This window comes from Microbacterium sp. (genome assembly GCF_049650565.1).
GTDB lineage: Bacteria > Actinomycetota > Actinomycetes > Actinomycetales > Microbacteriaceae > Microbacterium.
This window is the reverse complement of the sequence record NZ_JBASAK010000060.1, coordinates 1-25,780: the sequence shown is the minus strand read 5'-3', so window position 1 is coordinate 25,780 and position 25,780 is coordinate 1. Positions and strand designations below refer to the sequence as shown.

General features: G+C 69.2%; 23 protein-coding genes and 1 pseudogene. 16 read left to right on the top strand and 8 right to left on the bottom strand.

The window, feature by feature from the left end; all coding sequences use genetic code 11:
• The 3 genes and pseudogenes from WA967_RS10860 to WA967_RS10850 form a co-directional block, all read left to right on the top strand.
• A pseudogene (locus WA967_RS10860) lies at positions 1 to 195 on the top strand (DUF349 domain-containing protein); the annotation flags it as partial.
• Positions 192 to 602 (top strand): hypothetical protein, encoded by a 411-nt coding sequence (locus tag WA967_RS10855; protein WP_424422291.1) that lies wholly within the window; start codon positions 192 to 194, stop codon positions 600 to 602. The pseudogene WA967_RS10860 and the gene WA967_RS10855, both read left to right, overlap by 4 nt.
• Entirely contained in the window at positions 599 to 1,270 is a 672-nt protein-coding gene (locus tag WA967_RS10850) for an alpha/beta family hydrolase (RefSeq protein ID WP_424422288.1), read from the top strand. Before WA967_RS10855 ends, WA967_RS10850 begins: the two co-directional genes overlap by 4 nt.
• A 17-nt stretch (positions 1,271 to 1,287) precedes the next feature.
• Here WA967_RS10850 and WA967_RS10845 read toward each other — a convergent pair whose 3' ends face one another.
• Entirely contained in the window at positions 1,288 to 2,058 is a 771-nt protein-coding gene (locus WA967_RS10845) for a YdcF family protein (RefSeq protein ID WP_424422285.1), read from the bottom strand.
• A 52-nt stretch (positions 2,059 to 2,110) separates the two neighbouring features.
• On the bottom strand, positions 2,111 to 2,578 hold the full coding sequence (locus tag WA967_RS10840; protein WP_424422282.1) for an Lrp/AsnC family transcriptional regulator: 468 nt from the start codon (positions 2,576 to 2,578) through the stop codon (positions 2,111 to 2,113).
• A 284-nt stretch (positions 2,579 to 2,862) separates the two neighbouring features.
• Here WA967_RS10840 and WA967_RS10835 point away from each other — a divergent pair, with 284 nt between their 5' ends.
• The 8 genes from WA967_RS10835 (at position 2,863) to WA967_RS10800 (ending at position 9,871) form a co-directional block, all read left to right on the top strand.
• Positions 2,863 to 3,852, top strand: a complete 990-nt coding sequence (locus WA967_RS10835) for an ABC transporter substrate-binding protein (protein ID WP_424422279.1) — start codon at positions 2,863 to 2,865, stop codon at positions 3,850 to 3,852.
• 73 nt (positions 3,853 to 3,925) lie between these two features.
• Positions 3,926 to 4,774 carry an ABC transporter permease gene (locus tag WA967_RS10830; protein WP_424422277.1) on the top strand — a complete coding sequence of 283 codons (849 nt, stop codon included), beginning with the start codon at positions 3,926 to 3,928 and terminating at the stop codon, positions 4,772 to 4,774.
• Positions 4,771 to 5,571: an ABC transporter permease gene (locus tag WA967_RS10825; protein ID WP_424422275.1), complete on the top strand. Its 801-nt coding sequence runs from the start codon at positions 4,771 to 4,773 to the stop codon at positions 5,569 to 5,571. Before WA967_RS10830 ends, WA967_RS10825 begins: the two co-directional genes overlap by 4 nt.
• A 4-nt stretch (positions 5,572 to 5,575) precedes the next feature.
• Positions 5,576 to 6,391 carry an ABC transporter ATP-binding protein gene (locus WA967_RS10820; protein ID WP_424422293.1) on the top strand — a complete coding sequence of 272 codons (816 nt, stop codon included), beginning with the start codon at positions 5,576 to 5,578 and terminating at the stop codon, positions 6,389 to 6,391.
• Positions 6,392 to 6,419: 28 nt separating this feature from the next.
• A complete protein-coding gene (locus WA967_RS10815; RefSeq protein ID WP_424422273.1) occupies positions 6,420 to 7,436 on the top strand; it encodes a ketopantoate reductase family protein in 1,017 nt (338 codons plus the stop codon).
• Position 7,437: 1 nt separating this feature from the next.
• Positions 7,438 to 8,637, top strand: coding sequence for a mandelate racemase/muconate lactonizing enzyme family protein (locus tag WA967_RS10810; protein ID WP_424422270.1), 1,200 nt, complete (start codon positions 7,438 to 7,440; stop codon positions 8,635 to 8,637).
• A 74-nt stretch (positions 8,638 to 8,711) separates the two neighbouring features.
• Positions 8,712 to 9,110 (top strand): RidA family protein, encoded by a 399-nt coding sequence (locus WA967_RS10805; RefSeq protein WP_424422268.1) that lies wholly within the window; start codon positions 8,712 to 8,714, stop codon positions 9,108 to 9,110.
• 23 nt (positions 9,111 to 9,133) lie between these two features.
• A complete protein-coding gene (locus WA967_RS10800) occupies positions 9,134 to 9,871 on the top strand; it encodes an alpha/beta fold hydrolase (RefSeq protein WP_424422265.1) in 738 nt (245 codons plus the stop codon).
• A gap of 14 nt (positions 9,872 to 9,885) precedes the next feature.
• Here the strand turns inward: WA967_RS10800 and WA967_RS10795 are convergent, their stop codons facing one another.
• Positions 9,886 to 11,304, bottom strand: a complete 1,419-nt coding sequence (locus WA967_RS10795; RefSeq protein ID WP_424422262.1) for an aminopeptidase P family protein — start codon at positions 11,302 to 11,304, stop codon at positions 9,886 to 9,888.
• A gap of 165 nt (positions 11,305 to 11,469) precedes the next feature.
• Positions 11,470 to 12,492 carry an endonuclease/exonuclease/phosphatase family protein gene (locus WA967_RS10790; protein WP_424422260.1) on the bottom strand — a complete coding sequence of 341 codons (1,023 nt, stop codon included), beginning with the start codon at positions 12,490 to 12,492 and terminating at the stop codon, positions 11,470 to 11,472.
• A gap of 55 nt (positions 12,493 to 12,547) precedes the next feature.
• On the opposite strand from WA967_RS10790, the gene WA967_RS10785 reads away from it, so the two are divergent.
• Positions 12,548 to 13,423: a PHP domain-containing protein gene (locus WA967_RS10785; RefSeq protein ID WP_424422257.1), complete on the top strand. Its 876-nt coding sequence runs from the start codon at positions 12,548 to 12,550 to the stop codon at positions 13,421 to 13,423.
• A 53-nt stretch (positions 13,424 to 13,476) separates the two neighbouring features.
• Here the strand turns inward: WA967_RS10785 and WA967_RS10780 are convergent, their stop codons facing one another.
• On the bottom strand, positions 13,477 to 14,991 hold the full coding sequence (locus WA967_RS10780) for a DEAD/DEAH box helicase (protein ID WP_424422255.1): 1,515 nt from the start codon (positions 14,989 to 14,991) through the stop codon (positions 13,477 to 13,479).
• 172 nt (positions 14,992 to 15,163) lie between these two features.
• Between WA967_RS10780 and WA967_RS10775 the strand changes: the two genes are divergently transcribed.
• Positions 15,164 to 15,874, top strand: coding sequence for a ferritin-like fold-containing protein (locus WA967_RS10775; protein ID WP_424422254.1), 711 nt, complete (start codon positions 15,164 to 15,166; stop codon positions 15,872 to 15,874).
• A gap of 141 nt (positions 15,875 to 16,015) precedes the next feature.
• On the opposite strand, the gene WA967_RS10770 is transcribed toward WA967_RS10775, so the two are convergent.
• Both WA967_RS10770 and WA967_RS10765 read right to left on the bottom strand, forming a co-directional pair.
• The gene (locus WA967_RS10770; protein ID WP_424422252.1) at positions 16,016 to 16,303 is read right to left on the bottom strand and encodes a hypothetical protein; all 288 of its coding nucleotides are present in this window, start codon (positions 16,301 to 16,303) and stop codon (positions 16,016 to 16,018) included.
• Position 16,304: 1 nt separating this feature from the next.
• Positions 16,305 to 16,529: a DUF3107 domain-containing protein gene (locus WA967_RS10765; protein ID WP_424422250.1), complete on the bottom strand. Its 225-nt coding sequence runs from the start codon at positions 16,527 to 16,529 to the stop codon at positions 16,305 to 16,307.
• 140 nt (positions 16,530 to 16,669) lie between these two features.
• Here WA967_RS10765 and WA967_RS10760 point away from each other — a divergent pair, with 140 nt between their 5' ends.
• The gene (locus tag WA967_RS10760) at positions 16,670 to 19,978 is read left to right on the top strand and encodes an ATP-dependent helicase (protein ID WP_424422247.1); all 3,309 of its coding nucleotides are present in this window, start codon (positions 16,670 to 16,672) and stop codon (positions 19,976 to 19,978) included.
• Entirely contained in the window at positions 19,975 to 23,427 is a 3,453-nt protein-coding gene (locus WA967_RS10755; RefSeq protein ID WP_424422245.1) for an ATP-dependent helicase, read from the top strand. The genes WA967_RS10760 and WA967_RS10755 overlap by 4 nt, the downstream gene beginning before the upstream one ends.
• On the opposite strand, the gene WA967_RS10750 is transcribed toward WA967_RS10755, so the two are convergent.
• Positions 23,373 to 24,818 (bottom strand): phosphotransferase, encoded by a 1,446-nt coding sequence (locus tag WA967_RS10750; RefSeq protein WP_424422242.1) that lies wholly within the window; start codon positions 24,816 to 24,818, stop codon positions 23,373 to 23,375. The two genes, WA967_RS10755 and WA967_RS10750, sit on opposite strands and share 55 nt — an antisense overlap.
• Before the next feature lie 100 nt (positions 24,819 to 24,918).
• On the opposite strand from WA967_RS10750, the gene nudC reads away from it, so the two are divergent.
• Positions 24,919 to 25,780, top strand: an 862-nt coding sequence (gene nudC / locus WA967_RS10745; protein WP_424422239.1) for an NAD(+) diphosphatase, incomplete at its 3' end; no start/stop codon positions are given.

Genomic DNA, 25,780 nt, shown 5'->3' with positions numbered 1-25,780 from the left:
GCGGCGCAGGGTGCCGATCGGCCCGCAGCGCAGGATGCCGGCGCGGCGGGTGCCGGTGAGCCGGCGCCCGAGCAGGCCGGACCCTCCCCGCAGGCTGAGTCTGCGGCATCCGAGGGCCCAGCATCCGACGGCCAGGAGTCTGGTGACGCATCGGACGCGCAGGACGGCGACTCCAGGTCATCCGAGTCGCGATGACGTCCTCCGGCAGGGAGGCGACCGGCGTCTCGGCGTGGGCGCTGGGGCTGCTGATCCTCATCCCCGTTCCGATGCTGGGCGCGTTGGCGTCCGGTGGCGCGATGATCGCGGCCTACGGCACGCTGTCGAAGCAGGGTGAGCTGGCGAAGGCCAACGCCGCGTCGGCGCGTCGGTGGGGGCTCATCTTCCTGGTGGTGTCCACGGGGCTGCTGGTGGCGCAGCTGGTGATCGGAGTCGTCCGGCTGCTCACGCATGCGACCGGTGCGCCGGGGTTCCTGCCGCTGGGCATTCCGATCGCGCTGTACTTCGTCGTGTGCGTGGTGCACGTGATGGTCGTGGTGGTGGGGACAATGCGCGCTCGCCGTGGTGAGATCGTGCGGGTGCCGTTCATGCGGGATGGGGCATGAAGATCGAGGTCCCGCTGCCTGCCGGTGCGGTTTCGGTGACGGCCGCCTGGTCGCGGCCTTCGGGTGCGCCTCTCGGCGTGGTCGCCGTCGCGCACGGCGCGGGCGCCGCGATGGATCATCCCTTCCAGGTGGGCTTCGCGGATGCGATGGCGGATGCCGGGTTCGCGGCGGTGCGGTTCAACTTCCCGTACTCCGAGGCGGGGAGGCGGATGCCGGGGCCTGCTGCGCACGCCGTTCTGACGTGGGGTGCTGTGGTCGCCGCTGTGCGTTCTGCGGAGCCGGGGCTGCCCGCGTTCGCGAGCGGCAAGTCCTACGGCGGGCGGATGGCGTCCATGGCGGTGGCCGGGGGACTGGAGGTGGATGGGCTGGCCTACCTCGGGTATCCGCTGCATCCGCCGGGGAAACCGGAGAAGCCGCGCGTGGAGCATCTGCCGGCCGTGCGTCCGCCACAGCTGTTCGTGGAGGGGACGGCGGATCCCTTCGTGCAGCCGCTCTCGCAGCTGGGGGAAGCGGTGGCCACGTGCCATGATGCGCGGATCGCGTGGATCGACGGCGGTGGGCATTCGTTCGAGGTGAAGGGCCGTCGCCGCCCGACCGAGGAGGCAGGTGCCTCCGTGGCGCCGTTGGTGGCGGAGTTCATCTCGCAGGTGGCGCCGCGCGGCCAGTGACGGCGCGGGGGGGCGGATCAGCTACCCGTGCCGGAGGCGGAGCGCCAAGCGCCGGTGAGGCGCGATTGGACGGCGCGCAGCGCGGCGAGGATCTTCAGCAGCGGAGCCTCGCCGAACCGGTGCTCGGCACCGCGCACCAGACGTGTGGCCAGGTCGGGGCGCAGGCGCCAGAGGATCTCGCGACCCAGCTCGGCGTGCGGGCCATGGGAGACGATGGCGATCGTGTCGGCGTGCTCGATGAAAGGGACGGCGTGCGCGATGTTCTCCCGGGTGGAGCGGCTGGTGGTGTCGGCGGCGATGAGGCCCGGATGGTGGAGTTCTTCTCGGGCGTAGCGCTGCATGAGGATGGCTTCGGGGATCGGGCCTTCGACGGTCCCGCCGCAGAGGACGAGCAGGTTCTCCTCGGCGCTCGGGTCGAGCGAGCGGATGCCGGCGCGCACCCGGAACCTGTTCACGGTGTTGGCGCGCTCGCCGCGGTTGCCGTAGCCGAGTACGACCACAGCATGGGTGCTGCGCGGATTCGATGCGCTGGACCCCGCCGGTGCCTGATATCTCGTGGTGGGGGAGGCGACTGTGTGCGCCGAGCCGAGCTTGCGCCGGGTGGAGCAGAAGTCGACACCCTCCGCCCACAGCCAGAGGGAGATGAGGCCGACCGCGATCGCAGCGACGGCTTTCGTCCAGCATCGATCGTGCTCCATCCGTGCCAGGGCCGTCGCCGGCGGACAGGCTCGAGCGGGGAGATCGCTGTTCATGCGCCCACGATGCTTGATCTCGGTGAAGAGGGCCATGACTCCAGTATGCGAGGGGCCCCCGACATCCCAACGCGACGCCCCTGGCCCGCTACTCCGAGATGGTCGTCTGGATGAGCGGTGCAGTGCGGTAGGCGACCTGGGAGGCCAGGACGATGACCGTCGACGTCCTGAGCACCGCATCGGCATTCACGATCTGATCGACGACGCGCTGCAGGTCGCTGTTCGACCGAGCCACGATTCTGATGAGCAGATCCCCGGGCCCGGTGATGGTCTGCGCTTCCAGCACTTCGGGAATCGCCGCGAGATGGCTGATCAGGCTCGGATCCCGGTCGCTCTGCGCGATCTCGGCCGTCACGAAGGCCGTCACGGGGAAGCCGATGGCCTCGGGATTTATGCTCGGCCCGAAATCGCGGATCACGTCCGTCTCCTGCAGTCGTGCAAGGCGCGATCGGACCGTGCCGCGCGCGACGTTCAGCCGACGGGACGCCTCGAGCACGCCGATGCGTGGGTCCTCAGTGAACATCTTGATGATTGAGACGTCGAGCTTGTCGAGCATATTTGCCTTACTTTCGTGAAATCAGTGCCACATTGTACATCCGGCAGCAGGTCTGAAGTTGTGCGTTTGGCTCATTGAGCAAGAGACCATACGTGACTGTACGACTTGTTGTATTGAATGGCAAATGAGTGAACAACTGGAATGCTTGACTTGACCGTGAATGTACATCATGATGAGCCAAGAGCGAAAGAACTGTACGCAAGGACAGCACCTTTCGTATCGGACAGGTTCCTCGGTGTTGAGGATCCTCGAGTCCTGATCACCATCCCGAGGAGAGATCGCTCATGAGAATTTCCCGAAAAATTCTGCCGGTTCTCGCAGCAGCGCTGCTGACAGTGAGCCTGGCAGCCTGCGCCGGCTCAGAGGCTGCCCCCGACAACGACGCAGGTCCGGCCGAGGGCGAGCTCACGAAAGTGACGGTGCTGATGGCACCCGTGCACCAGGAGCCGACGCGGATCGCGCTGGAGAACGGCTTCTTCGAGAAGCACGGGCTCGACGTGACGCTGGAAGTCGGCGGGTCCGCTGACGCGCAGCTTCCCCGATTGATCAAGAACGAGGCGCAGTTCGGAGCGACCGGCTCCGTGTCCGTGATCTCCGCGGTCTCCAAGGGGCTGCCCGTCAAGCTCGTCCTGAACGATGTCGCCAGTGTCGCAGGTCCCGAGGATGGCGTCTGGGTGCGCAAGGATGCGCAGGTCAAGACGATGTCCGATCTGGAGGGCAAGACCGTTGCAGTGAACAGCCTGGGCAACACCAACCAGATCCAGCTGATGGCCAGCATTCAGGAGGACGGCGGTGATGTGGATGCCGTCAAATTCATCGAGGTCGAATACGCGGCCATGCTCAAGTCTCTGGAGAACGGCACGATCGACGCCGCCTACTTCGTGATGCCATACCCGCAGCTGGCGGCCGAGAACCCTGACCTGGAGGCGCTCGAGGATCCGAACTCCGCCATCATCGACGGCACCGCCACGCTCGGCTACGCGAGCTCGAACGAGTTCATCGAGAACAACCCGGAGACGGTGAAGGCCTTCCAGGACGCGATGGCGGAAGCGATCGAGTACTCGAACGACAACCCCGAAGCGCAGCGTGAGATGGCACGCAAGTATACCAAGCTGACGTCCGAGCAGATCGACTCGCTCAAGTTCGACCTGTACAGCGTCGAGGTGTCCGAGAAGGCCACCGAGCTCGCGATCGACATCATGTTCGAGTTCGAGCTGATCAAGGAGAAGGTCGGGATCCACGACGTGGTCATCGACAGCATTCTGATCCCGTGATCACTCGCATCCCGCCCAGCCAGACGTCAACAGCATGACCGGATCAGGAAGGAGGTAGGACATGAGACCGTCAATGCCTCAGGATGACACCGCCACGATCGTGGCTGCCGCCATCGGCCAGGCCGGGCGCGAAGACAGGTCTTCGCCCGCGCGACGCAGAGCGAAGAAGGTCTTCATCGCCCGAGTGCTCTTCTTCATCGGCCTCGCGGGGGCATGGCAGTCTCTGAGCCTGTGGCCCTACTTCGGGCCGAACCTCACTCCCGGTCTGCAGCGGATCATCCCCGAGATCATCCGCCTGGCAGGAACCCCGATGCTCTGGGGAGCGATGTGGGACACGCTTTCATACGCGCTTCTCGCATTGCTCCTCGGAGCGATCACCGGAATCACGCTGGGCACGGCTGTCGGCCTGATCAGACCAGTGAGACGGTCGTCGCGGCTGCTTCTGGAAGTCCTCAGAGCGACCCCGCTGTTCGGCCTGATGCCGATCTTCATCCTGCTGCTGGGGACCGGGCCGGTGTTCAAGCTCAGCCTCCCGTTCCTGGGCAGCATGTGGCCGTTCCTCGTGCAGACCAGTCAGGGAGTGGCGAAGGTGGACAGTGTTCTCATCGAGACCGTGCGGTCGTTCCGCGTGCCCAAGCGCCATGTCCTGCTGCGGGTGGTCCTGCCCAACGCGCTGCCGTACATGGCCACCGCGCTGCGGCTCTCGCTGGTGCTGTCCATCCTGATCACCGTCGGCGTGGAGGCGCTGATGAAGCTGCCCGGCCTGGGCGCCGAAGTGGCGCTGTCCTCGCAGTACGCCGCGATGACAGAGATGTGGGCGTGGATCTTCTACGCCGCCGTCGTGGGCATGGGAGCGACTCTGCTGGTCGAGCGAGTGGAGAAGGCCATGATCTATTGGCGTCCTTCGGGGAGGTCGGCATGACCGCGGCATCCGCTTCGCGCACGATGGTCGGCCGTGCCTCGAAGAGCATTCTGATCGAACTCTGGCTCATCGTCCTGGTGGTGGTGATCTGGTGGGCGGTCACCGTTGAGGACGCATCGCTCTACTTCCCCAGCCCTGCACGCATCGCGGGGGACGTCGCCGATGATTTCGCCAGCGGCCAGCTGTGGGAGCACCTCATCTTCAGCGGTACCAATCTCGTCATCGGCCTGGCGCTCTCGATCGTCATCGGTGTGACGATCGGCTCGCTCCTGGGCACGTCCCAGTTCGCGTGGGACGTCGTCGGCGGGGCGGTCACCGCGCTGCGGTCCACTCCCGGCGTCGTACTGGTCCCCGTCTTCGTCGTCGCATTCGGGATCGGCGCCGGTGCCAAGATCGCGATCATCGCGGTGATCTCGATGTGGCCCATCCTGCTGAACACGATCGACGGAGTCCGTGAGGCTGAGCCGACACTGCTGGACATGTCACGGGCCTACCGGGTACGCGCCTGGCGAGTGCTCTGGTACGTCCGAATCCGATCCGCCATGCCGCAGATCATGACGGGCGTGCGGTTGGCACTGTCCGTGGCGATCACGCTCCTGGTGGTCAGCGAGATGTACGCGGCGACAGAAGGCCTGGGCTTCTACGTCCTCAAGTCGCAGCGCGAGTTCGATGTGCCGCGCACCTGGGGCGGGACGATCCTGCTCGCCGTGTTCGGCTACGTGATCAATGTGCTCTTCGGGTTGGTGGAGAAGCGCACACTGCGCTGGCACGCCGCGATATCCGGAAACGCAGTCTAAACAGATGATGGGTGGAAGCATGTCCTCAGCGCAAAGCGGTGACCTGGTACTGGAAGCCGCATCCCTCCGCATGGAATATGGTCAGGGCTCGCCCTCGGCTCGGACGATCTTCGAAGGAGTGGACATTCGGCTCGCGCCGGGAGAGTTCGTGAGCATCGTCGGTCATTCCGGCGTCGGCAAGACGACGCTGCTGCGATGCCTCTCCGGCCTGCAGCGTCCCACCTTCGGTCATGTGCGGGTGTTCGGAAGCTCGATCAGCTCTCCGCCGCAGGAGATCGGAGTCGTGTTCCAGGACTACAGCCGGTCATTGATGCCGTGGATGACCGCGGCTGCGAACGTCGCCTTCCCGCTGCTGGGCACCGGCATGCCTCGTTCCGAACGGCAGCGTCGGGCATTGGAGGCTCTTGACCAGGTCGGCGTGGGCGGCTCGTCCAACAAGTACCCGTGGCAGCTGTCGGGAGGGATGCAGCAGCGAGTCGCCATCGCGCGGACCCTGGCATTCGGCTCGCCGATCATGCTGATGGACGAGCCGTTCGCGTCGGTCGATGCGCAGACGCGGTTCGAACTGGAGGATCTGATCCTCGGCATCCGCAATTCGGCCGGACTCAGCGTGCTGCTGGTCACCCACGACATCGATGAGGCGGTGTACCTGTCCGATCGAGTGGTGGTGCTGGCGGGATCACCAGCGGGGGTGGTCGATGAGATCACCGTGCCGTTCGGCTCGCATCGCGATCAGGTTGAGACCAAGGCGCAGCAGCAGTTCGTCGAACTCAGGACACGTGTGCTCGACGAGATCCGCAAGGGAGCTGCAGTCGCGTGACACGCACGAAGGAGAGGGGAGAAGTCAGATGACGATCTCATCAGTGGCGATCATCGGGGCGGGACCGATCGGTTCCATCCTCGCGGCCAGTCTTGCCAGCCGCGGGGTCGAGGTGTCCATCCTCGGCAGGGAGCGGGATGTGTCGGTGATCCGCACGCAGGGCATCACCGTCACCGAGCCCGATGGCGCCAGTTGGAACGCGACGGGAATCACAGCCTCGACTGCGATGGAGGACATCGCCAAGCGGCCATGCGATCTCGCCGTGTTCGCGGTGAAGACCTTCGACACGGCGGGAGCGCTGCAGCAGTGGGTTGCCGCGGGCGGACAGCTCGAGCGTGCGGTCTCCCTGCAGAACACCACGAGCAACGAGGCCATTCTGGCGGAGTCCTTCCGCTCTGTGGGCAGCGGCGTGGTGCGCTTCGGCGGGACCAGTGATGGTCCGGGGCGCCCGAGGGTGTTCTCATTCCGAGGAGAGCGCGACCTCGATCTGGGCATGTTCACATCATCGGATGCGCGATGGATCGAGGAGTTCCGCAACGTGCTGGTGCGCTCCGGCATCCTCGCGCAGATCGTCGAGGACATCGATGCGGTGAAGTTCGCGAAGCTGGTGATGAACCTCGACAACGCGCTGTGCGCGGCATCGAACACGCCCATGAACCACCTGAGCACCCCTGTTGCCGTCAAGATACGCACACGTGTGCGCGTCGAGGCGCTTGAAATCGCCGAGCGAATGGGGATGCGCGAGCTCCCGCTCGCGCCGATCCGTGAGGCCCCGGTGCCGTCGACGGGGCCGCGGGTGTTCAGCTCGACCTGGTTCGACCTCGATCGCGGCCGTGGCCGCACGGAGACCCCATGGCTCAACGGCCGCATCGTCGAGCTCGGCAAGGAGTATGCGATCTCGACGCCTGCCAACGCCGCGCTCACCGAGCTCATCGCGGAGATGGCAGCGGCAGGGCGAGCACCCGGTGCGCACTCGCTGGACGAGGTGTCGGATCGGGTGGATCGCGCATCGGCATCCGCATCGAGTGCACCAGAGGGGAGCTGAGATGCTGAACATCGTCGGATACGAGCTCTTCGCCTGCACCTCGGGAGGCAAGGTGCTGCGCTTCCTCAAGGTGACGGATGCCGATGGCGTGGCCGGCTGGGCGGAGTACAACGAGAATCTCGCCAACAGCGGCGTCACCAGCGCCCTGAGGTCCTTCGCCGAGCTGGTCAAGGGGCGCGGGAGCTCTCCTGCTGCGATCATCGCGGATCTGACTGCGAGACGAGCGGAGGCTCGGGGCGGCGTCGGCGCACAGGCCGTCGGCGCGCTGTCCAATGCGCTTCTGGACCTGCAGGCGAGGAGGGCGGGTCTCTCGGTCGCAGACCTGCTGGGAGGGGCGCTGCGAGAGCGGCTGCCGGCGTACTGGTCGCACTGCGGCATGTACCGGCTGCCGGCGAATGCGGAGAGCTTCGGCAACACGCCGGTGCGCACCCTGGATGATCTGGCCGAACTGGGTGCAGAGGTTCGTGAACGCGGCTTCCGCGCGTTCAAGACCAGCCTGCTGCCGTTCGGCGGCGACGGCGCGCTCTCCGAATCGCAGATGGTCACCTATTGGCGTTCGCCCGGCTCTGACCTCTTCTCCGACCGGGCGGCCATCGCGTCTGTGGAGCGGCAGCTCGAGGCCTTCCGGCGAGGCGCCGGCGACGATGTGCTGATGATGCTCGACGCCAACTTCCTGCTGCGCGGCGACGGCAACGCGCGTCTGGCGCGCAGCGTGGAGAGGTTCGACCTCGCCTGGCTGGAGCTGGACGATCACCGGGTGTCCTCGCTGCGGGCGCTGAAGGACTCTACGACCACGCCGATCGCGTCCTGTGAATCGCTCCATCGCCTCGAGGACTATCTGCCGTTCCTGCAGGCCGCCGCTGTCGATGTCGCCATCGTCGATGTGGTCTGGAACGGCGTGGTCGAGGGGAGGCAGATCGCTCGCCTCGCGGAGGCGATGTCGATCAACGTCGCCACGCATCACTTCGGCGGGCATCTGACGACGGCGATGGAGGCGCAGTTCGGAGCGACCGTCCCCAACCTCTCGATTCTCGAGGTCGACGTCGACATCCCTGCGTGGTTCTCCGACCTCGTCTCGGAGGAGCCGCGCTTCCTCGACGGCGAGCTCGTCGTCCCGCCAGGACCGGGATGGGGAATCGATGTGAATGAGGAGGCGGTCCGCGCCTACGCGGTCGATGGATCGGAGTTCGCGGATCTGTGAGTAATCGTGACGAGCGCTCCCCATCGGCGTCCGAGCGGGAGCCACGTCAGCAGTTGTTCGATAAAGGAGAAGAAATGAAGAACTGGCAGTACATAGGACACGAGAACACCCCGACCGGGTACGGATTCCACATGGCTGCGGGAATCAGAGCAGGACAGCAGGTGTTCGTCAGCGGCGCGGCCGCGATAGGCGAGGGCGGGAAGGTCCCTGCCGAGCTGATCGGCGATGTGGCGGGACAGACCCGGGCGACACTGGACGAGATCGACAGGATCCTGCGGGAGGCCGGCGGCTCGCTTCACGATGGCATCAAATTCACCGTATTCCTGCCGAAGACGGAGTACTTCCGGGCGATGAACGACGTCTGGAACGAGTACTTCGTCGACAACGGCCCCACACGGTCGACGGTTCAGGCCGGGCTCATGATCCCGGAGATGCTGGTCGAGATCGACGCCATCGCGCTGCTCGACGACTGACCGGAGAACGGAGAGGCTGAGGGATGACCACGCTGCTGCTCGGGCCCGCCCTGGGCACCGGCCCGACCATGTGGCAGAGGGCTGCCGAACACCTGCCCGCGGGAGTGCGCACGGTCGTCGTGCCGCTGCCGGGCACAGGAGAACATCCCTCGCGGTCCGCCGATGCGATGACCATCACTGCGCTCGCTGATGGCGTCCTCCGGCGGGCCGACGCCGAGGAGGTGGAGCGGTTCCATTTCGCCGGCGTATCCCTCAGCGGACTGATCGCGATCGAGCTGGCCAGGAGGCATCCGGATCGAATGGCGAGTGTGGTCGTGATCTCCGCGGGTGCGACCATCGCCCGATCAATGTGGCTCGCACGTGCCGCGCGGGTCCATCGCGAGGGAATGGCATGGCTGGCCGCGGCCGCCGCCGGGCGCTGGTTCGGCTTGACGTTCCTGTCATCCGCGCCGCAGGTGGCACAGGGGCTGATCGCCGGCCTCGCCACCGCCGATCCGGGCGCGTACAGTGCGCTGTGCAGCGCTATCGCGCAGTTCGAGCCGATGGACGATCTGGCCCAGACGCATGTACCCGCTCTCGTGATCAACGGCGAGCGCGATATCGCGGCCCCGCCGGAGGACGGTGCCGCACTGGCAGCGCTCCTGCCACGAGGAGAGTTCCGCGTGATCCCGGACGCCGCTCATCTGTGTCCGGTCGAGCGCCCGGTCGACGTTGCGAAGCAGATCACCGATTTCCTGCACAGGGTGGAACAGGCCTGCTGACCGGGGTGCGGCGATCAGGCCTGCAGCCGCGCGATCCACGCCTCGACGTCGTCCGCCGTGCGCGGGATCTCGGCGGAGAGGTTCACCGGCCCGTCCTCCGTCATCAGGATGTCGTCCTCGATGCGCACGCCGATGCCGCGCAGCTCGGCGGGAACGGTGAGGTCGTCGATCTGGAAATACAGCCCGGGCTCGATCGTGAACACCATGCCCGCCTCGAGGATGCCGTCGTAGTACATCTCCCGGCGCGCCTGTGCGCAGTCGTGCACATCGATGCCGAGGTGATGGCTGGTGCCGTGCACCATGTAGCGACGGTGCTGACCACCCCTGTCGGCATCCAGCGCCTCCTGGGCGGACACCGGCAGCAGGTCCCATTCGGCGATGCGTGCCGCGATGACCTGCATGGCGGCCTCGTGCACTGTTCGGAATCTCACCCCAGGTCTGGCGGCGGCGAACGCGGCATCCGCGGCTTCGAGCACGACCTCGTACACCCGGCGCTGCACGTCGGAGAACCGGCCGTTGACCGGCAGGGTGCGGGTGATGTCCGCGGTGTACTGGCTGTCCACCTCGACGCCCGCGTCGATCAGGATCAGATCTCCCGGCACCACGGCGCCGTCATTGCGGGTCCAATGCAGGTAGCAGGCGTGCGGGCCGGATGCCGCGATGGTGTCGTAGCCCTCCCAGTTGCCGTCGCTGCGGGCGCGCTGGTGGAACACGCCTTCGACGATCCGCTCACCGCGAGGGTGCGCGACGGCCCGATCGAAGTCGCGGATGATGTCGTCGAATCCGGATGCCGTGATCGCGACCGCACGTTGCAGCTCGGCGATCTCGAACTCGTCCTTCACCAGTCGCAGCTCCGAGACGAAGCGGGTCAGCTCCTCATCCTCGTCGACGACGAGGTCGCCGTCGGCTGCGACGAACGAGTCGATGTGCGCGGTGGGCAGGTCCAGGTCGGCGGCGACGCCGGTCAGGGAGGGGCGCGGGCCGATCCAGAACTCGCCGATGGAGGCATCCGAGTAGAACTCGCTCGTGGTGCGATCGGCGCGCTCGCGGAAGTACAGGGTCACGTCGTGGCCGGCATCCGTCGGCTCGAACACCAGCACGGAGTCGGGCTCGGCGTCGTTCTCCCAGCCGGTCAGGTGCAGGAACGCGGAGTGTGCGCGGAACGGGTAGTCCGTGTCGTTGCTGCGCTGCTTGAACGACCCGGCGGGCACCACCAGGCGCTTGCCGGGGAACGCCCCCGACACGGCCTCACGGCGGGCGGCGGCGAAGGATGCCTGGGCGCGCGGCGCCGGCAATGACTCGGGCCGCTCGGCCCAGCCTGTGGAGATGGTGTCGAGGAAGCCCTGCGGGAAGGGCTGCTTGCGGGCGCTCTTGGCGTCTTCGGTCGCGGTCGTCGGGGTGTCGACGACGGTGTCGTTCTCTGCGCTGGTCATGTTCTCCATTGTCTCATCGACGCCGGCCCCTCGACAGGCTCAGCAACCCAGGAGCGGGGGCCCGGGTGGGCAGACGGCGGCTCCTCGACGGGCTCAGGGCCCGGACATGCGGAGGCTCGAGCCCGAAGTGCGCGCAGGCTCAGCGCGCAGGCTCAGCGCGCAGGCTCAGCGCGCAGGCTCCAGTTGAGCCACCAGCGCGCGGTGATCTGATCCAGCGGCATCGTCGATGACGAGCGATCCGGTCGCCTTCCAGTTCGAGCTGGCCATGATGTGGTCGATCGGGGCGCCGGCGAGCGCCGGGATGCTCGCCGGCCAGGTGCCGACCATTCCGTTGCCGGTGCTGCTGGCGACGTCATGGCAGCGGCCCATCGTGCCGCCGTCGCTGCCGAAGGACGCCATGTGGTCGAGCGTCGCGTTGAAGTCGCCGGCGAGGATGAAGTCCCCGGCCGGGCACTGGTTCGCGATCCATGCCAGGTCGGACCTCCAGCGGCTCATGGCGTTCTCGCGCGGGGCGATCGCGTGCACGGCCACCAGCGTGGGGCCGGAGCCGTCAACGGGCATCGCCACGACGCTGGGCACGGAGCCGGTGTTGCTGGAGCCGTCACGGGAGGAGGCGATGACGGAGTAGTCGCCCAGCTTCGCCGAGATGAGGATCGTGGTCTGCCACGCCTGCGGCCCGTTGGAGACGTCGGGGCGGATGTTCACGTTGTGCACCCACATCGGGTTGCCGGCCGTGCGCATCAGGAGAGCGATCTGCTCGCCGACCTTCTCGGAGGTCTCCGGCAGCGCGACGATGTCCACCTGCTGCTCCTCGATGACCCGCGCGATCTTCTCGGCCGACACCGATGCGCCGTTGGTGTTCCATGTGAGCACCCGCAGTGCGGCATCCGTCTTGGCCGGCAGCGAGCCGGTGCCCACGCCGCGCATCCCGCCGATGACGCCGGTGGCGCCCGCGCCGAGGAGCGCGATGATCAGCAGCGAGGCGGCGAAGCCGCGTAGCGGCCGGGCCAGCATCAGCAGCAGCGCCACCACCGCCACCACCAGCAGGGCGCCGACGACCAGCGCCCTCGACGCGATGATCTGCGCGATGGGGAACGTGTCCTCCAACCGGAAGAACTGCGGCCACACGAGGATCGCCGTCGCGATCGCGAACAGCACCGTGAAGAGGACTCCCAGCAGACGTAGCATCGCCTGAGAGCCTAGGGGAGGGATGCTGTGACGCCCCTGGCGGTACGCTCGGAGGATGACCCAGGGCGACCACTCCACCTTCTCCGGGCCGAGTGATCTGCACCTGCACTCCAACCACTCCGACGGCACGGAATCACCGGCCGAGGTGGTGCGCGCGGCCCTCGCTCACGGCATCCGCACGATGGCCCTGACCGACCACGACCGCACGACCGGCTGGAGGGAGGCCGGCGACGCGGCAGTGGCTCTCGGGATGACGTTCCTGCCCGGGATCGAGTTCTCGTCCCGCCACGACTGGCGCAGCGTGCACGTGCTGGGCTACCTGTTCGATCCGTCCGACACCGCCCTCGTCGCCGAGACCGAGCGCATCCGGACGGACCGGGTCGGCCGAGCCGAGCGGATCGTGCGCAGCATCGGCCGCGACTACGACCTCACCTGGGACGACGTACTGGCGCAGACCACGCCGGATGCCACAGTCGGGCGTCCGCACATCGCCGATGCGATGATCGCACGGGGGATCGTGCGCGACCGCACGGAGGCCTTCGACGGCATCCTGCACCCGCGCACCGGCTATTACGAGCCGCATTACGCGCCGAGCCCGCTGACGGCCGTGCGGCTGATCACGGACGCCGGCGGCGTCGCCGTCATCGCGCATCCGGCCACCTCGGGCAGAGATCGCATGATGCCGGTGGCGTTCTTCGACCAGCTGGTCGACGCGGGGCTCGCGGGGCTCGAGATCGATCATCGTGAGAACACCGCTGACGGCAAGCGGATGCTGCGCGAGATCGCCGCCCGGCACGACCTGATCGTCACCGGCTCCAGCGACTACCACGGCGCGGGGAAGCCCAATCGGCCCGGGGAGAACACGACCTCGGATGAGATGGTCGCGCGCATCGTCGCTCGCGCCACCGGCACGGAGCCCCGGTACCCGTAGAGACGAAGAAGCCGCGCGACCCCGAAGGGTCGCGCGGCTTCATCGTATGAGTGTCAGGCGCCGGTCGGGGCTGCACCGCCGGAGCGGCGGCGGCGGCGACGGCGCTGCGGTGCGGACTTGCCATCGCGGTGCTCGCGAGTGGCGTCGCCGTCGTGCGTGCCGGCACCCTCGGCGTCGCGCTCGGCGGTCTCGACCGGAGCGGACGCCTTCGGCTCGGCGCCCTCGGCGCCCTCGGCGAACGTCGCGCCGACCTTCTCCCCGCCCGAGCTGCGGCGGCGACGGCGGCGTCGACGGGTGGTGCCCTCGTCGACGCCCTCGGCTGCGGCATCCGCGGCCTTCTGCGGCTCGCGGCGGTGGCGCTCGGGCTTCTCGGCCTTCGGAGCCGTGCGCAGGCGACCCTTCGTGCCCTCGGGGATGTCCAGGTCGGCATACAGGTGTGGGCTCGAGGAGTAGGTCTCGACGGGCTCGGGCTGGCCGAAGTCCAGCGCGCGGTTGATCAGGGCCCACTTGTGCAGGTCCTCCCAATCGACGAACGTCACGGCGATGCCGGTCTTGCCCGCGCGGCCGGTGCGCCCGACACGGTGCAGGTAGGTCTTGTCGTCATCGGGGATGGTGTGGTTGATCACGTGCGTGACGTCGTCGACGTCGATGCCGCGGGCGGCGACGTCGGTGGCCACCAGCACGTCGCGCTTGCCGGACTTGAACGCCGCCATCGAGCGCTCGCGCTGCTCCTGGCCCATGTCGCCGTGCACGCCGCCGACGTTGAATCCGCGGTCGCCGAGCTCGTCGACCAGCTTCTGCGCAGCACGCTTGGTACGGGTGAAGATGACCGTCTTGCCGCGGCCCTCGGCCTGCAGGATGCGCGCGATGACCTCGTCCTTGTCCAGCGAGTGGGCGCGGTAGACGACGTGGTTGATGTTGGCCTGCAGACGGCCCTCATCGGGCTCGCTGGCGCGGATGTGGATCGGGTTGTTCATGAACCGGCGGGCCAGTGCCACGATCGGCCCGGGCATGGTGGCCGAGAACAGCTGCGTGTGGCGCACGGCCGGCACCTTGGAGAAGATCTTCTCGATGTCGGCGAGGAAGCCCAGGTCCAGCATCTTGTCGGCTTCGTCGAGCACGACCTCGGTCGCGTGCGACAGGTCCAGCAGACGCTGGTTCGCCAGGTCGATCAGACGGCCCGGCGTGCCGACCACGATCTGCGCGCCGGCCTTGAGCTGCTCGATCTGGCCCTCGTAGGCCTTGCCGCCGTAGATGGCGACGACGCTCGTGGGGCGGTTGGAGGCCAGCATGTCGATGTCCTCGAAGACCTGCACGGCCAGCTCGCGGGTCGGCACGACCACGAGCGCCTTGACACCCGGCTCCGGGTTCTGGCCCAGGCGCTGCACCAGCGGGATGCCGAACCCGAAGGTCTTCCCGGTGCCGGTCTTGGCCTGGCCGATGATGTCCTGGCCGGGCAGGCCCAGCGGGATGGTCTGCTCCTGGATGGGGAACGCGTCGACGATGCCCTTTGTGGCCAGCGCGTCGAGAATGTCCTGATCTGTTCCGAGATCAGCGAATGAAGTCACAGTTGTCGTCTGCCTGTCCGGCGCGCGCCCGGCTGCGTGCCAGCGGCGCCTCGTAACGGATCCACGCCGTCACATGTGCCACAGGCGCGGGGTCCTGCTCCAGCGGCAGGACGCTACAACACTACCCGATGCCCGGCGTGTCGCCAGGGAGCGCGGCCGGTAGTCTGGGCGGGTGGTCAACTGGTTCTGGAAGCGCAAGCCGCAGCGGCGCACGCTGAAGCTGCGCAGCCGCGGGGAGGCGAGCGACGCGCAGCGCATCGACTTCGCCGAACTCGCCCCTGAGCTGAATCGGTTCCTCGGGCAGGCCGCCTACCTGCAGCTGGGCTACTTCGAGACGCTCAGCCGCGGCATCCGTGGAACGCAGTCACTGGCCCGCAAGGAGGCGCTCTCCCGCGCCGCCGGCGCGGCGCTGGACAAGCACCGCGAGATCGTGAAGGTCATCGCCGACCAGGGCGAGGACCCCACCGATGTCATGCTGCCGTTCCGCGAGAACCTCGACGCGTTCCGTCGCAAGACGATCGGCGAGCGGCAGGAGGAGACCCTGCTGTCGGTGCACCTCACCGCCGGGATGCTGGACGACTTCTACCTGGCCCTGGCCTCGAGCTACGGGCGCACGGGGGAGCGTGTGGCGGAGATCCTGAGACAGCCGGATGCCGGTGACGAGATCGTCACGATCATCCAGGAGACCATCGAGAGCGACCACGAGTGGCGCTCACTGCTGTCGATGTGGGGCCGTCGCCTGGTGGGCGACACCCTGCTGGTGTGCCGTGACGCGTTGCGCCCGGATCGCCTGGAGGCCGACGACAAGCGCATCGAGCCGGTCTACACCGAGCTCATGGGCGCGCACGCGCGCCGCATGGATGCCATGGGGCTGGCCTCGTAGCATCCGCTCTCGTCGTGACCGCCTCGCCGGGAACGGATGTCGGCGCGAGGTACGGATGTCGGCGGATTCTGGCGATCCGGACCGACATCCGTGAAATGGACCGACATCTGTACCCGGTCGGCAGAGCGGATGCCCGGGGGATCAGATGCCGAGCGCCTGCATGGCCGCGGCGTCGTGCCTCGCGCGCAGGATGCTGATCGCGAAGGTCGCGGCGGAGGCGATGACGAGCCCGCCGCCGATGCTCGCCAGCCACAGCACGGGGCTGCTCTCGGCGACGCCCGACCACTGCATGATCGTGTAGATCGCCGCGGCGGCCGCCGTGGTGATGGCCGGCGTGACCGCGACTCCGCGCAGGTCGCGGTGCGGCATCAGGAAGTGCAGGCCGATGCCCAGCGAGCAGGCGGCGATCAGCGCCAGCAGGATGTACATCTCAGGCGACGAAGCCGACCCGGCGGGACTCCTCGGTGCCCAGCTCGATGTAGGCGAGGTTCGCGGTGGGGACGATGTAGGAGCTGCCCTTGGAGTCGGTGAAGCTCAGGTGGCTGGCGTTCTGCTCGAGGGCGCCGGCGACCTGCGAGCGAATCTCGTCGGCGCTGCTGCTGGTCTCGAAGCTCAGCTCACGACCGGTGTTGACGATGCCGATGCGGATTTCCACGCGATCTCCTCAGATGTCTGCGAACACGCTCGACTCTACCTGCTGGCCGGGACGCCGAGCCGGGCGGCGGCGCGGATTTCGCCGTGGGCGCACACGGCGGTGGCCGGTCGGCGTCGGTGGTGGCCGATACCGTGGTGAGCATGACTTCCGATGCCGCCCAGCTCGCGGTCGTGCGCGCCGCACCTGAAGCATCCGCGGTGGTGATCGGCGCGCCCGGCACGGGAAAGACCACCGCGCTCGCCGACCGCGTCGTGCACCTGCTGGAGAGCGGCATGAAGCCCGAGGAGCTGCTGGTGCTCACACCCAGCAGACAGGCCGCCACCGCGCTGCGCGATCGCCTCGGCGTGCGCGTCACGCAGGCGACGCCGGGACCGCTGGTGCGGTCGCTGGCCTCCTTCGCCTTCCAGCTCGTGCGCGGCGTGACCGTGCAGCAGGGGCTGGAGCCGCCGGCGCTGCTGACCGGCGCCGACCAGGACCGCATCTTCGCCGACCTGCTGGCGGGCGACGCCGAGGACGGAGTGCGGCAGTGGCCGGAGACGCTCAGCCCGTCTGTGCGGGCTTCGAAGGGGTTCCGCTCCGAGCTGCGCGCGTTCCTGGCCGAGATCACCGAGCTGGGAGTGGCTCCGGGCGAGCTGGAGCACTCCGGGCGCGAGGTCTGGCAGGCCGCCGCGGACTTCCTCGACGAGTACCGCGACGTGATGGGCGGCATGCGCGTCGCGCACCGCGACATCCCCGAGCTGCTGGGCGAGGCCACCGGCATCCTCGCCACGGCCGACGCGGCCTCGCTCGGCCCGCTGGCGTCGTTGCGCTCGGTGCTCATCGACGACGCGCAGGAGCTCACCAGGGGAGGAGTGCGCCTCGTGCGGGCGCTGCGTCAGCGCGGCGTCGCCGTGCTGGCCTTCGGCGACCCCGACATCTCCTCCGGCGCGTTCCGCGGCGCCAGCCCGCAGCTGTTCGCCGACCTCGCGCAGGTGCTCGGCGACGTGCGGGTGCTGGATGCCGCGCACCGGCAGAGTGCCGTGCTGACCTCCCTCACCCGCATGGTCACCCAGGCCATCGGCGCGGCCGGTCGCGTGGACCATCGCCGGGCGCCGGAGCAGGTCGAGGGCGACGGCGTGCGCACCCTGGTCGCGCCGTCTCCGCACGAGGAGATCGACCGCATCGCCGCGACGCTGCGGGAGTGGCACCTGGCTGATGGCGTCGCCTGGAGCGACATGGCCGTCATCGCGCACGACACCCGCCAGATCGTCACCCTCGAGGCCGAGCTGGCCGCGCGCGAGGTGCCCACCCGTGCCGCCGGCGTGCCGCGCCCGCTGGGCAGTGAAAGCACCGTCCGCGCGATCATCGAGATCGTGCGTCTCGGACTGACGGATGCCGAAGATCGCACCGCGGAGATGCTGGCAGAGGCGCTGGTCTCGCCGTTCGGGGGATTGGACGCCGTGGGCCTGCGCCGCCTGCGCGCGCGGCTGCGGCATGTGGAGCTGTCCGATGGCGGCTCCACGCCCGCCCGCGAGCTGCTGCGCGAGGCCCTGCAGCATCCGCACCTGTTCGATCGCGTCGATGCCCCGGAAGCCCGCGTGGCGGCGAGATTCGCCGAGACCCTCTCGCAGCTGAACGCCGCGGCAGAGGCGGGCGAGACCATCCACGAGCTGCTGTGGCGCGTGTGGGATCGGGCGCGCTCGATGAGCGGCGTGGCGCTGCAGACCGCGTGGCGCGCAGCCGCCGATCTGCCCGGCGGCGCCGAGGTGTCCCGAGCGCTGGACGCGCTGGTGGCGCTGTTCGCGGCGGCCAAGCGCTTCGTGGAGCGCTCGCCGCAGGAGAAGCCCGCGCTGTTCATCCGCGACATCCTCGACAGCGAGGTGCCCGAGGACACCCTCTCCACGCCCGAGCGTCCGGGGCTGGTCACGCTCATGACTCCCGCCACCGCGCTGGGTGCGGAGTTCGAAGCGGTCGTGGTCGCCGGCGTGCAGGACGGGGTCTGGCCCAACGTGCGCCTGCGCGGGGGGATGCTGGAGACCTGGCGGCTCGGCGAGTGGCTGACGTCCGTGCGCACCGGATCCCCCGAGATCGTGCCAGGGGTGCTGGATCGCCGGCGCAGCGCCCTGCACGACGAGCTGCGGCTGTTCGTGCGTGCGATCTCCCGCGCCCGCTCGCGGCTGGTGGTCTCGGCTGTCGATGACGACGACATGTCGCCGAGCCCGTTCTTCTCGTTCCTGCCCGTGCCGCCGCCCGTGGAGGCCGACGACCAGCGCTTCGCGCATCCCATCACGCTGCGCGGGCTGGTCTCGCGGCACCGGCGCACGCTGACCACGGAATCCGATCCCGCTGAGCTGGCGGCCGCAGCCGGACAGCTGCGCCTGCTGGCCGAGGCGGGCGTCCCGGGTGCGTCGCCCGACGACTGGTACGGCGTGGCTCCGGCATCCAGCACCGCCCCGCTGCGCGATCTCGCGGCGGGTCCGGTGAAGGTCTCTCCGTCGCGGCTGGAGGCTTTCGAGAAGTGCGGGCTGAACTGGGTCGTCTCCGCGCTGGGCGGCGACACCGTCTCGCCGCCGTCGGCGGGGATCGGCACGATCATCCACGAGGCGATGGAGAGGGTGCCGGACGGCGACCTCGACGCCATGAACGCCATCGTCGGCGAGCACTGGCCCGAGTTGGACTTCGAGACCGAGTGGATCGGGCGCAAGGAGCGCCGCCGGGCCGACCTGTACGTGCAGCGCCTGCACTCCTATCTGCAGGAGAGCATCGACGAGGGCGGACGCGTGCTGGGCGCGGAGACGAAGTTCCGCTTCGCCGTCGACCTGGACACAGAGGAAGTGATTGCCGCACCGGAGTCGGATGCCGGTGCGGCAACGTCCTTCACGGAGTCGAGCATGATCATCGGCACGCCGACGGATGCCGGGACAGCGGAGCCGTCCGCCGTCGAAGCGGAGGCCTCGCGCCCGACGCACGCAGAGGGACCGCGCGCCGTCGTCAGCGGCGTCATCGACCGGCTGGAGGCGTATCCGCCGGGAGCCGGCGAGCACAGTGCGGCACGTGGTCGGGGGTGGGTGGCCATGGACAGGGGCGAGCGGGTAGTGGTGGTCGATCTGAAGACCGGGAAGCAGGATGCCAAGGATCTAGCGACCGACAACAAGGTCGTCGAGCACGCGCAGCTCGCGGCGTATCAGATCGCGGTGCAGCAGGGGCTCGTTCCCGGTGCGGATTCCGCCGCGCTCGGCGGCGCACGTCTGGTGATGGTCGCCGACACCCTGGCGAAGGCCGACTACCGGGTGGCGCATCAGCACACGCTCGATGACGATGCCCGCGCGGCCTTCCTGCACAGGGTCGCCGAGGCGGGCCGAGGCATGGCCGCCAGCAGCTTCACCGCCCAGGTGGAGGCGCACTGCGCCGACACGATGTTCCGTGTCACGCCCTGCCACATCCACACGATCCCGGCGGTGAGCGCGTGATCCCCGGGCCCCTCGAATGGCCCGGGCCCTCCGCCATCTCGGCCGAGACCATCGCGCTGGCACTGGGACTGCCGGTGCCCACCGAGGCGCAGCAGCGCGTCATCCAGGCCCCGCCCCGACCCGCGCTGGTCGTCGCCGGGGCAGGAAGCGGCAAGACCGAGACCATGGCAGGGCGCGTGGTGTGGCTGGTCGCCAACGGGCATGTCCGCCCCGACGAGGTGCTGGGCCTGACGTTCACCCGCAAGGCCGCCGGCGAGCTGGCCGAGCGCATCGGCGCCCGGCTGCAGGCCGTCGACGAGTTCGCCCGCCGAGGACTGCTGCCGCACCTGCCCGAACTGATCGCCACCGGTGCGCTGGACCGCGTGCACGCCGCCGCTCCCGGTGCGCAGCGCGACACCGTGCGCACCCAGGTGCTGAACGAGCTGGCCGAGGGATATCGCACAGGATGGGAGCCGCGCACGCCGCGCTCCGCTGAGGACCTGCTGATCCGTCCCCGGGTATCCACGTACAACGCCTTCGCGGACGGCATCGTCCGCGAGCATGCGGCTCGCATCGGCCGCGACCCCGAGGCCGCCATGCTCAGCCAGTCCGCATCGTGGCTCATCGCCAGGCACGTCGTGCTGCGTGCCGATCTGCCCGGCCTGGAGGAGATCGACAGGTCGCTCGGCGGTGTCATCGACGCCGTGCAGCGCCTGGCCGGCGAGGCCCTCGACCACCGCGTCGACCTCGACGAGATGCAGCGCATCGCCACCAGACAGGCGGCGAGCTTCGAGCCTTACAGCGCGCAGAAGGACGTCGGTACCGCTGCGCAGAACCTGCTGAGCATGCCGGTGCTGGTGAGCCTGGTGCGCGACTACATCGCCGAGAAGGAGCGTCGTGGGGTGCTGGACTTCGCCGACCAGGTCGGCGGCGCGTTCGACATCGTCGAGACCGCGCCCGACGTGCGCGCGGAACTGCGCGAGCAGCACCGGGTCGTGCTGCTGGACGAGTACCAGGACACCTCCGTCATCCAGACCCGGTTCCTCGCGGCGCTGTTCCGCGACAGCGCCGTGATGGCCGTCGGCGATCCGCACCAGTCCATCTACGGCTGGCGCGGTGCCAGCGCCGACAACCTGTACGCGTTCAGCCATGCGTTCGCCCATCAGCAGCGGGCCGACACGTACAGTCTGATGACCAGCTGGCGCAATGATCGCAGCATCCTCGACGTGGCCAACCGCATCCTCACCCCGTTGCAGCGCCCCGGGCTCGACGTTCCCGCGCTCGAGCCGCGGCCTGGCGCCGGTACCGGACGCGTCGAGGTGCTGTTCCCTCACACCGTCGACGAGGAGGCCGAGCAGGTCGCCGACTGGTTCCTGCAGCGCCGGACCGAGCACACGGATGCCGGCCGCGAGCACACCGGTGCCATCCTGTTCCGCTCCAAACGGCACATGCAGACCTTCGCCGCCGCGCTCGCGCGTCGCGGCATCCCGCATCGCATCCTGGGACTCGGCGGGCTGCTGTCCACACCCGAGGTGGTGGACGTGGTGTCCATGCTGCGTGTCATCCACGACCCGACGGCGGGATCGGCGCTGATCCGGATGCTGGTGGGCCCGCGCTTCGCGATCGGCATCGCCGACATGGCCGCCTTGTACGACCTGGCCGCGACCCTCGCCGGGCGCGATGCGGATCTCAGTCCGCTGGCAGACGAGGTGCGCGAGCGGCTGCGCTCCTCGCGCGGCGCCGACGAGGCCACGTCGATCATCGACGCGGTCGACTTCGTGCGCACGACGCCGGACGATTACCGTCTGATCGCGGCGATCACCCCGGAGGGACGCCGGAGGCTGCGGGAGGCCGGCGAGATTCTGGAGCGCCTGCGCCGTTCGGCCACGCTGCCCATCCCCGAGCTGATCCGCATGATCGAGCTGGAGCTGCGGCTGGACATCGAGCTGGCCGTCAACGAGACCCGTGGCCCTGCCCGCGTGGCCGCCACCCAGTTGCGAGCGTTCGCCGACGAGGTCCGCGCGTTCCTGTCCGCCGACGACCGAGGTTCCATCGGCAGCCTGCTGGCCTGGTTGGACAAGGCCGAGCGCACCGACGAACTCATGCCGCGCCCCGAGCCGCCCGAGCCCGGCGTGGTGCAGCTGCTGACCATCCACGGCTCCAAGGGGCTGGAATGGGATGCTGTCGCGGTCGTGCGCCTGGTCACGGATGAGCTGCCGAGCATCGTCAGGGACACCGCCGGCTGGTTCGGGTTCGGCGTGGTGCCGTTCGCACTGCGCGGCGACCGCGATGCGCTTCCCGTGTTCGACTGGGATCCGCAGGCCGAGATGGATGCTGCGGGGGATGACCCCGCCAAGCGGCACAAGGCCGCTCAGCGCTCATTGTCCGGCAGCATCACGGACAAGTACCCGGGCGGAGCATTGCCCCGGTTCAAGGAGGCGTACAAGCGATACCAGCAGCAGGAGGAACGCCGGCTCGCGTATGTGGCCGTCACCCGCGCGCGCAGCGACCTACTGCTCAGCGGCGCGCATTGGGCCGGACAGAGCAGTCCCCGCACTGCCAGTCCGTTCCTCGATGACGCCATCCGCGTGCTCGGGCTGGATCCCATCGGTACCGTCGATCCCGATGAGAACCCGTACGAGGGCCCGGGACTCACCATCTCGTGGCCCCTCGACCCGCTGGGTGCGCGCCGTGACAAAGTCGCGGCGGCCGCCGCCGCCGTGCGTGCGGCGATGGCTGCGGAAGTCCCGTCCGCGCCCAGCCTGCGCCTGCAGCGCCTGCTGGCTGAGCGGGCGGAACGCCTGCAGGGGCCCGTGGGAGACGCTCCCACCCGCGTGCCGGCCTCACGCTTCAAGGACTGGGTCACCGACTACCGCGGCACGCTGCGCGACCTCGGTCGGCCCATGCCCGAGCGCCCGTACACGCAGACCCGCATCGGCACGCTGTTCCACGCCTGGGTCGAGCATCGTTCCGGTCTCGTGGGATCGGGGCCCGCCGCCGAGGGCGCTTTGTGGGAGCTCGACGAGGACTCTCCTGACGACGCACCCCTGGAGGGCGCCAGCGCCGCCGACGAGCAGGCGCTGGCGAAGCTCCGCGAGGTGTTCGAGCGCAGCGAGTGGGCGGGCCTCGCTCCCATCGCCGTGGAGACCGAGATCGACTTCGCGTTCGCAGACGGTCGCATCGTCATCTGCAAGCTCGACGCCGTGTACCGCCGCGACGATCACGGCGGGCGCATCGAGATCGTGGACTGGAAGACCGGTCGCGCACCGCGCACGCCGCAGGAGCGCGAGGAGCGGATGCTGCAGCTGGCGCTGTACCGGGTGGCCTACCACCGCCGGTTCGGGGTGCCGCTGGAGCAGATCGACGTGGCGCTGTTCTACGTGGCCGACGACCTGATCATCCGCGACGAGAGGGTCTACTCCGAGTCGGAACTCGTCCAGCGCTGGAGCGCCGCGCGCGCGGCGCGCTGAGCCTCTTCGGCGGAGTCGATGTCGCTGGGCTGCTCAGCCGCCGGGGCGGCCGCCGAGCCGGTCGAGCCGTGGGTCGCGCCGGTCGAGCCGTGGGTCGAGCCGCGCACGCCGCCGACCTCGGTGAGGTCCTGTGTGGGAGCGTCCCAGGCGGCGGATTCACCGGCCTCCGAAAGCCGGCCGGAATCTGAGAGCGCGGCGGTGTCCGTCTGCGCAGTGGTGGTTCCAGACCCTGTGCGAGCATCGCCCTCGGCGGCGGCGGCGTCGGTCGGATCGGCGGCGTCATCAGCATCATCCGAGGCATCCGCGTCCGAGGCTGTGGCCTCCTCCTCCAGCCACAGGTCCTCGGGACGGTAGGCGTCTGTCTGCATCGAGGTGTCCACGGCGACGCTGGTGGTGTCGGGGGTGCGGTCCAGCACGTCCAGTGCGGAGTCCACGCCGCCGGTGTACGAGGCGATCACCCGCAGATCATCGCTGCGCAGACCGTCGGACAGCGACTCCAGCAGCGCGGCGGCGTCGTCGACGACATCCGGAAGACGCATGTCGGTGCCATGCACCAGCCAGCGCGCGTACTCCAGCTCGGCGTGCAGCCGCGCCCGCACCTGCAGGGCGTCGTCGGCCGCGCGCGACGATGCGGCGGCGTAGGCCCGGTGCACGTCGGCGGCGGCATCCGGAGCCCCCGACAGCCAGCCGAGATCCTCGGCGGGGTCGCTGACGGTGAGTCCGCTCCAGCCGATCATCCCGGTCACCTGCGGGCCGTCCTGCGGGTCGTCCTCGAACAGGAACGACAGCGCCTGAACGCCGGCCAGCGTCACCGTCGTCTCGAAGCGCCACAGGTCGTCGTCCTCGACGGCGCTGCGCCAGCGCGAGGTGAGCCGCACGGGCACGCGGCCCGTGGCCGCAGCCCGGTCGATGAGCTGGCGCACCTCGGCGCGCACGCCTGCGGCGTCGCGGACGGTGAGTCCCGCCGCGCGCACGACGGAGGCCGGCAGCTCGTGCAGGGCCGCGATGGCCTCGCCCATCGAGACGGCGGCACCGCGCCCGGGGGGCACGTCGGCCGCGTCGATCTGGAACCCGGGCATCAGGTCGGTGACCAGGCCGCGGTCGTCGCCGACCCGCACCTCGCCGAGGTACGCGGGCACCTGGAACGGCAGCATCTCGCGGGCGCCGGCGGTCAGCGCGCGCAGCGCCAGCGACTCCTCGGCGAGCTCACGCGCGGCATCCTCCTCGCCCGCCGACACGCGGATGGCGATCTCGCGTCCGTCGGCGAGTGTCGCGACGGCCGAGTCGAATCTGCCGTCGCCGCCCGAGGTGAGGGGGCGGGCGCCGACGACCTCCGCCCCGGGCAGTGCGGCCGTGACCGCCGCCACTAGAGTGAAAGGTGAGCGTGCCATGCTCTCCAGGGTAGGTGCGCACCCCAGCCGGTGCGTCCACGCCACGCCCTTGCCCCGGTTTACGGCAGGCGGGCGAACGGCACGAGAGCAGGAGGAGCGCATGACCGCCCAGCGGCAGATCCTCGATCGGGCAGCCGAGCTGCGCACGCAGGGCGATGTGCTCGCCCGTCTGCGCGCCGATGCCGCCACGCGCGCGGTGGTCGTGCGCGAAGGGCGCCTGCGTCTTTCTGGCGGGACGGTGCTGCGCGTGCCCGTCGCCGAGGTCGGAGACGCCGAGTGGGCGCTGCTGGGACGTGACGACGACGGCACGATCCTGCTGCTCGCGGTGGTTCGCGCCGAGAACGACAGCATCGACAGCGCACCCGAGGAGAGCTGGCTGGGGCTGCGGGATGCAGGGCTGCTCAGCCCCCACGAGGCCGATCTGTTCGTGACCGCCATCGCCCTGGCATCGTGGCTCACCGGCGCAGGCTTCTGTCCGCGATGCGGCACCGCGCTCCAGCTGCGCGACGCCGGCTGGTCCCGGCACTGCGCGACCTGCGATCGAGAGCACTTCCCCCGCACCGATCCCGCCATCATCGTCGCGGTGGAGAGCCCCGACGGGCAGCGGCTGCTGCTGGGCGCCAACGCCAACTGGCGCGGACGCATGCACTCCTGCTTCGCCGGCTTCGTGGAGGCCGGTGAGTCGCTGGAGGGCACCGTGCACCGCGAACTGTTCGAGGAGGCCGGCGTGCGCGTGCGCGACCTCCGGTACATCGCCTCGCAGGCCTGGCCGTACCCGCGCTCGCTCATGCTGGGCTTCCGCGCCGTCGCCATCGACGAGCAGGCGACTCCCGACGGCGAGGAGATCGTCGACGCGCGCTGGCTGACCCGCGACGAGATCCGCAGCTCCCTCGCAGGCGAGGGACCCGTGGGCCTGCCGGGCCCGGCATCCATCGCGCGCCGGCTCATCGTCGACTGGTGCG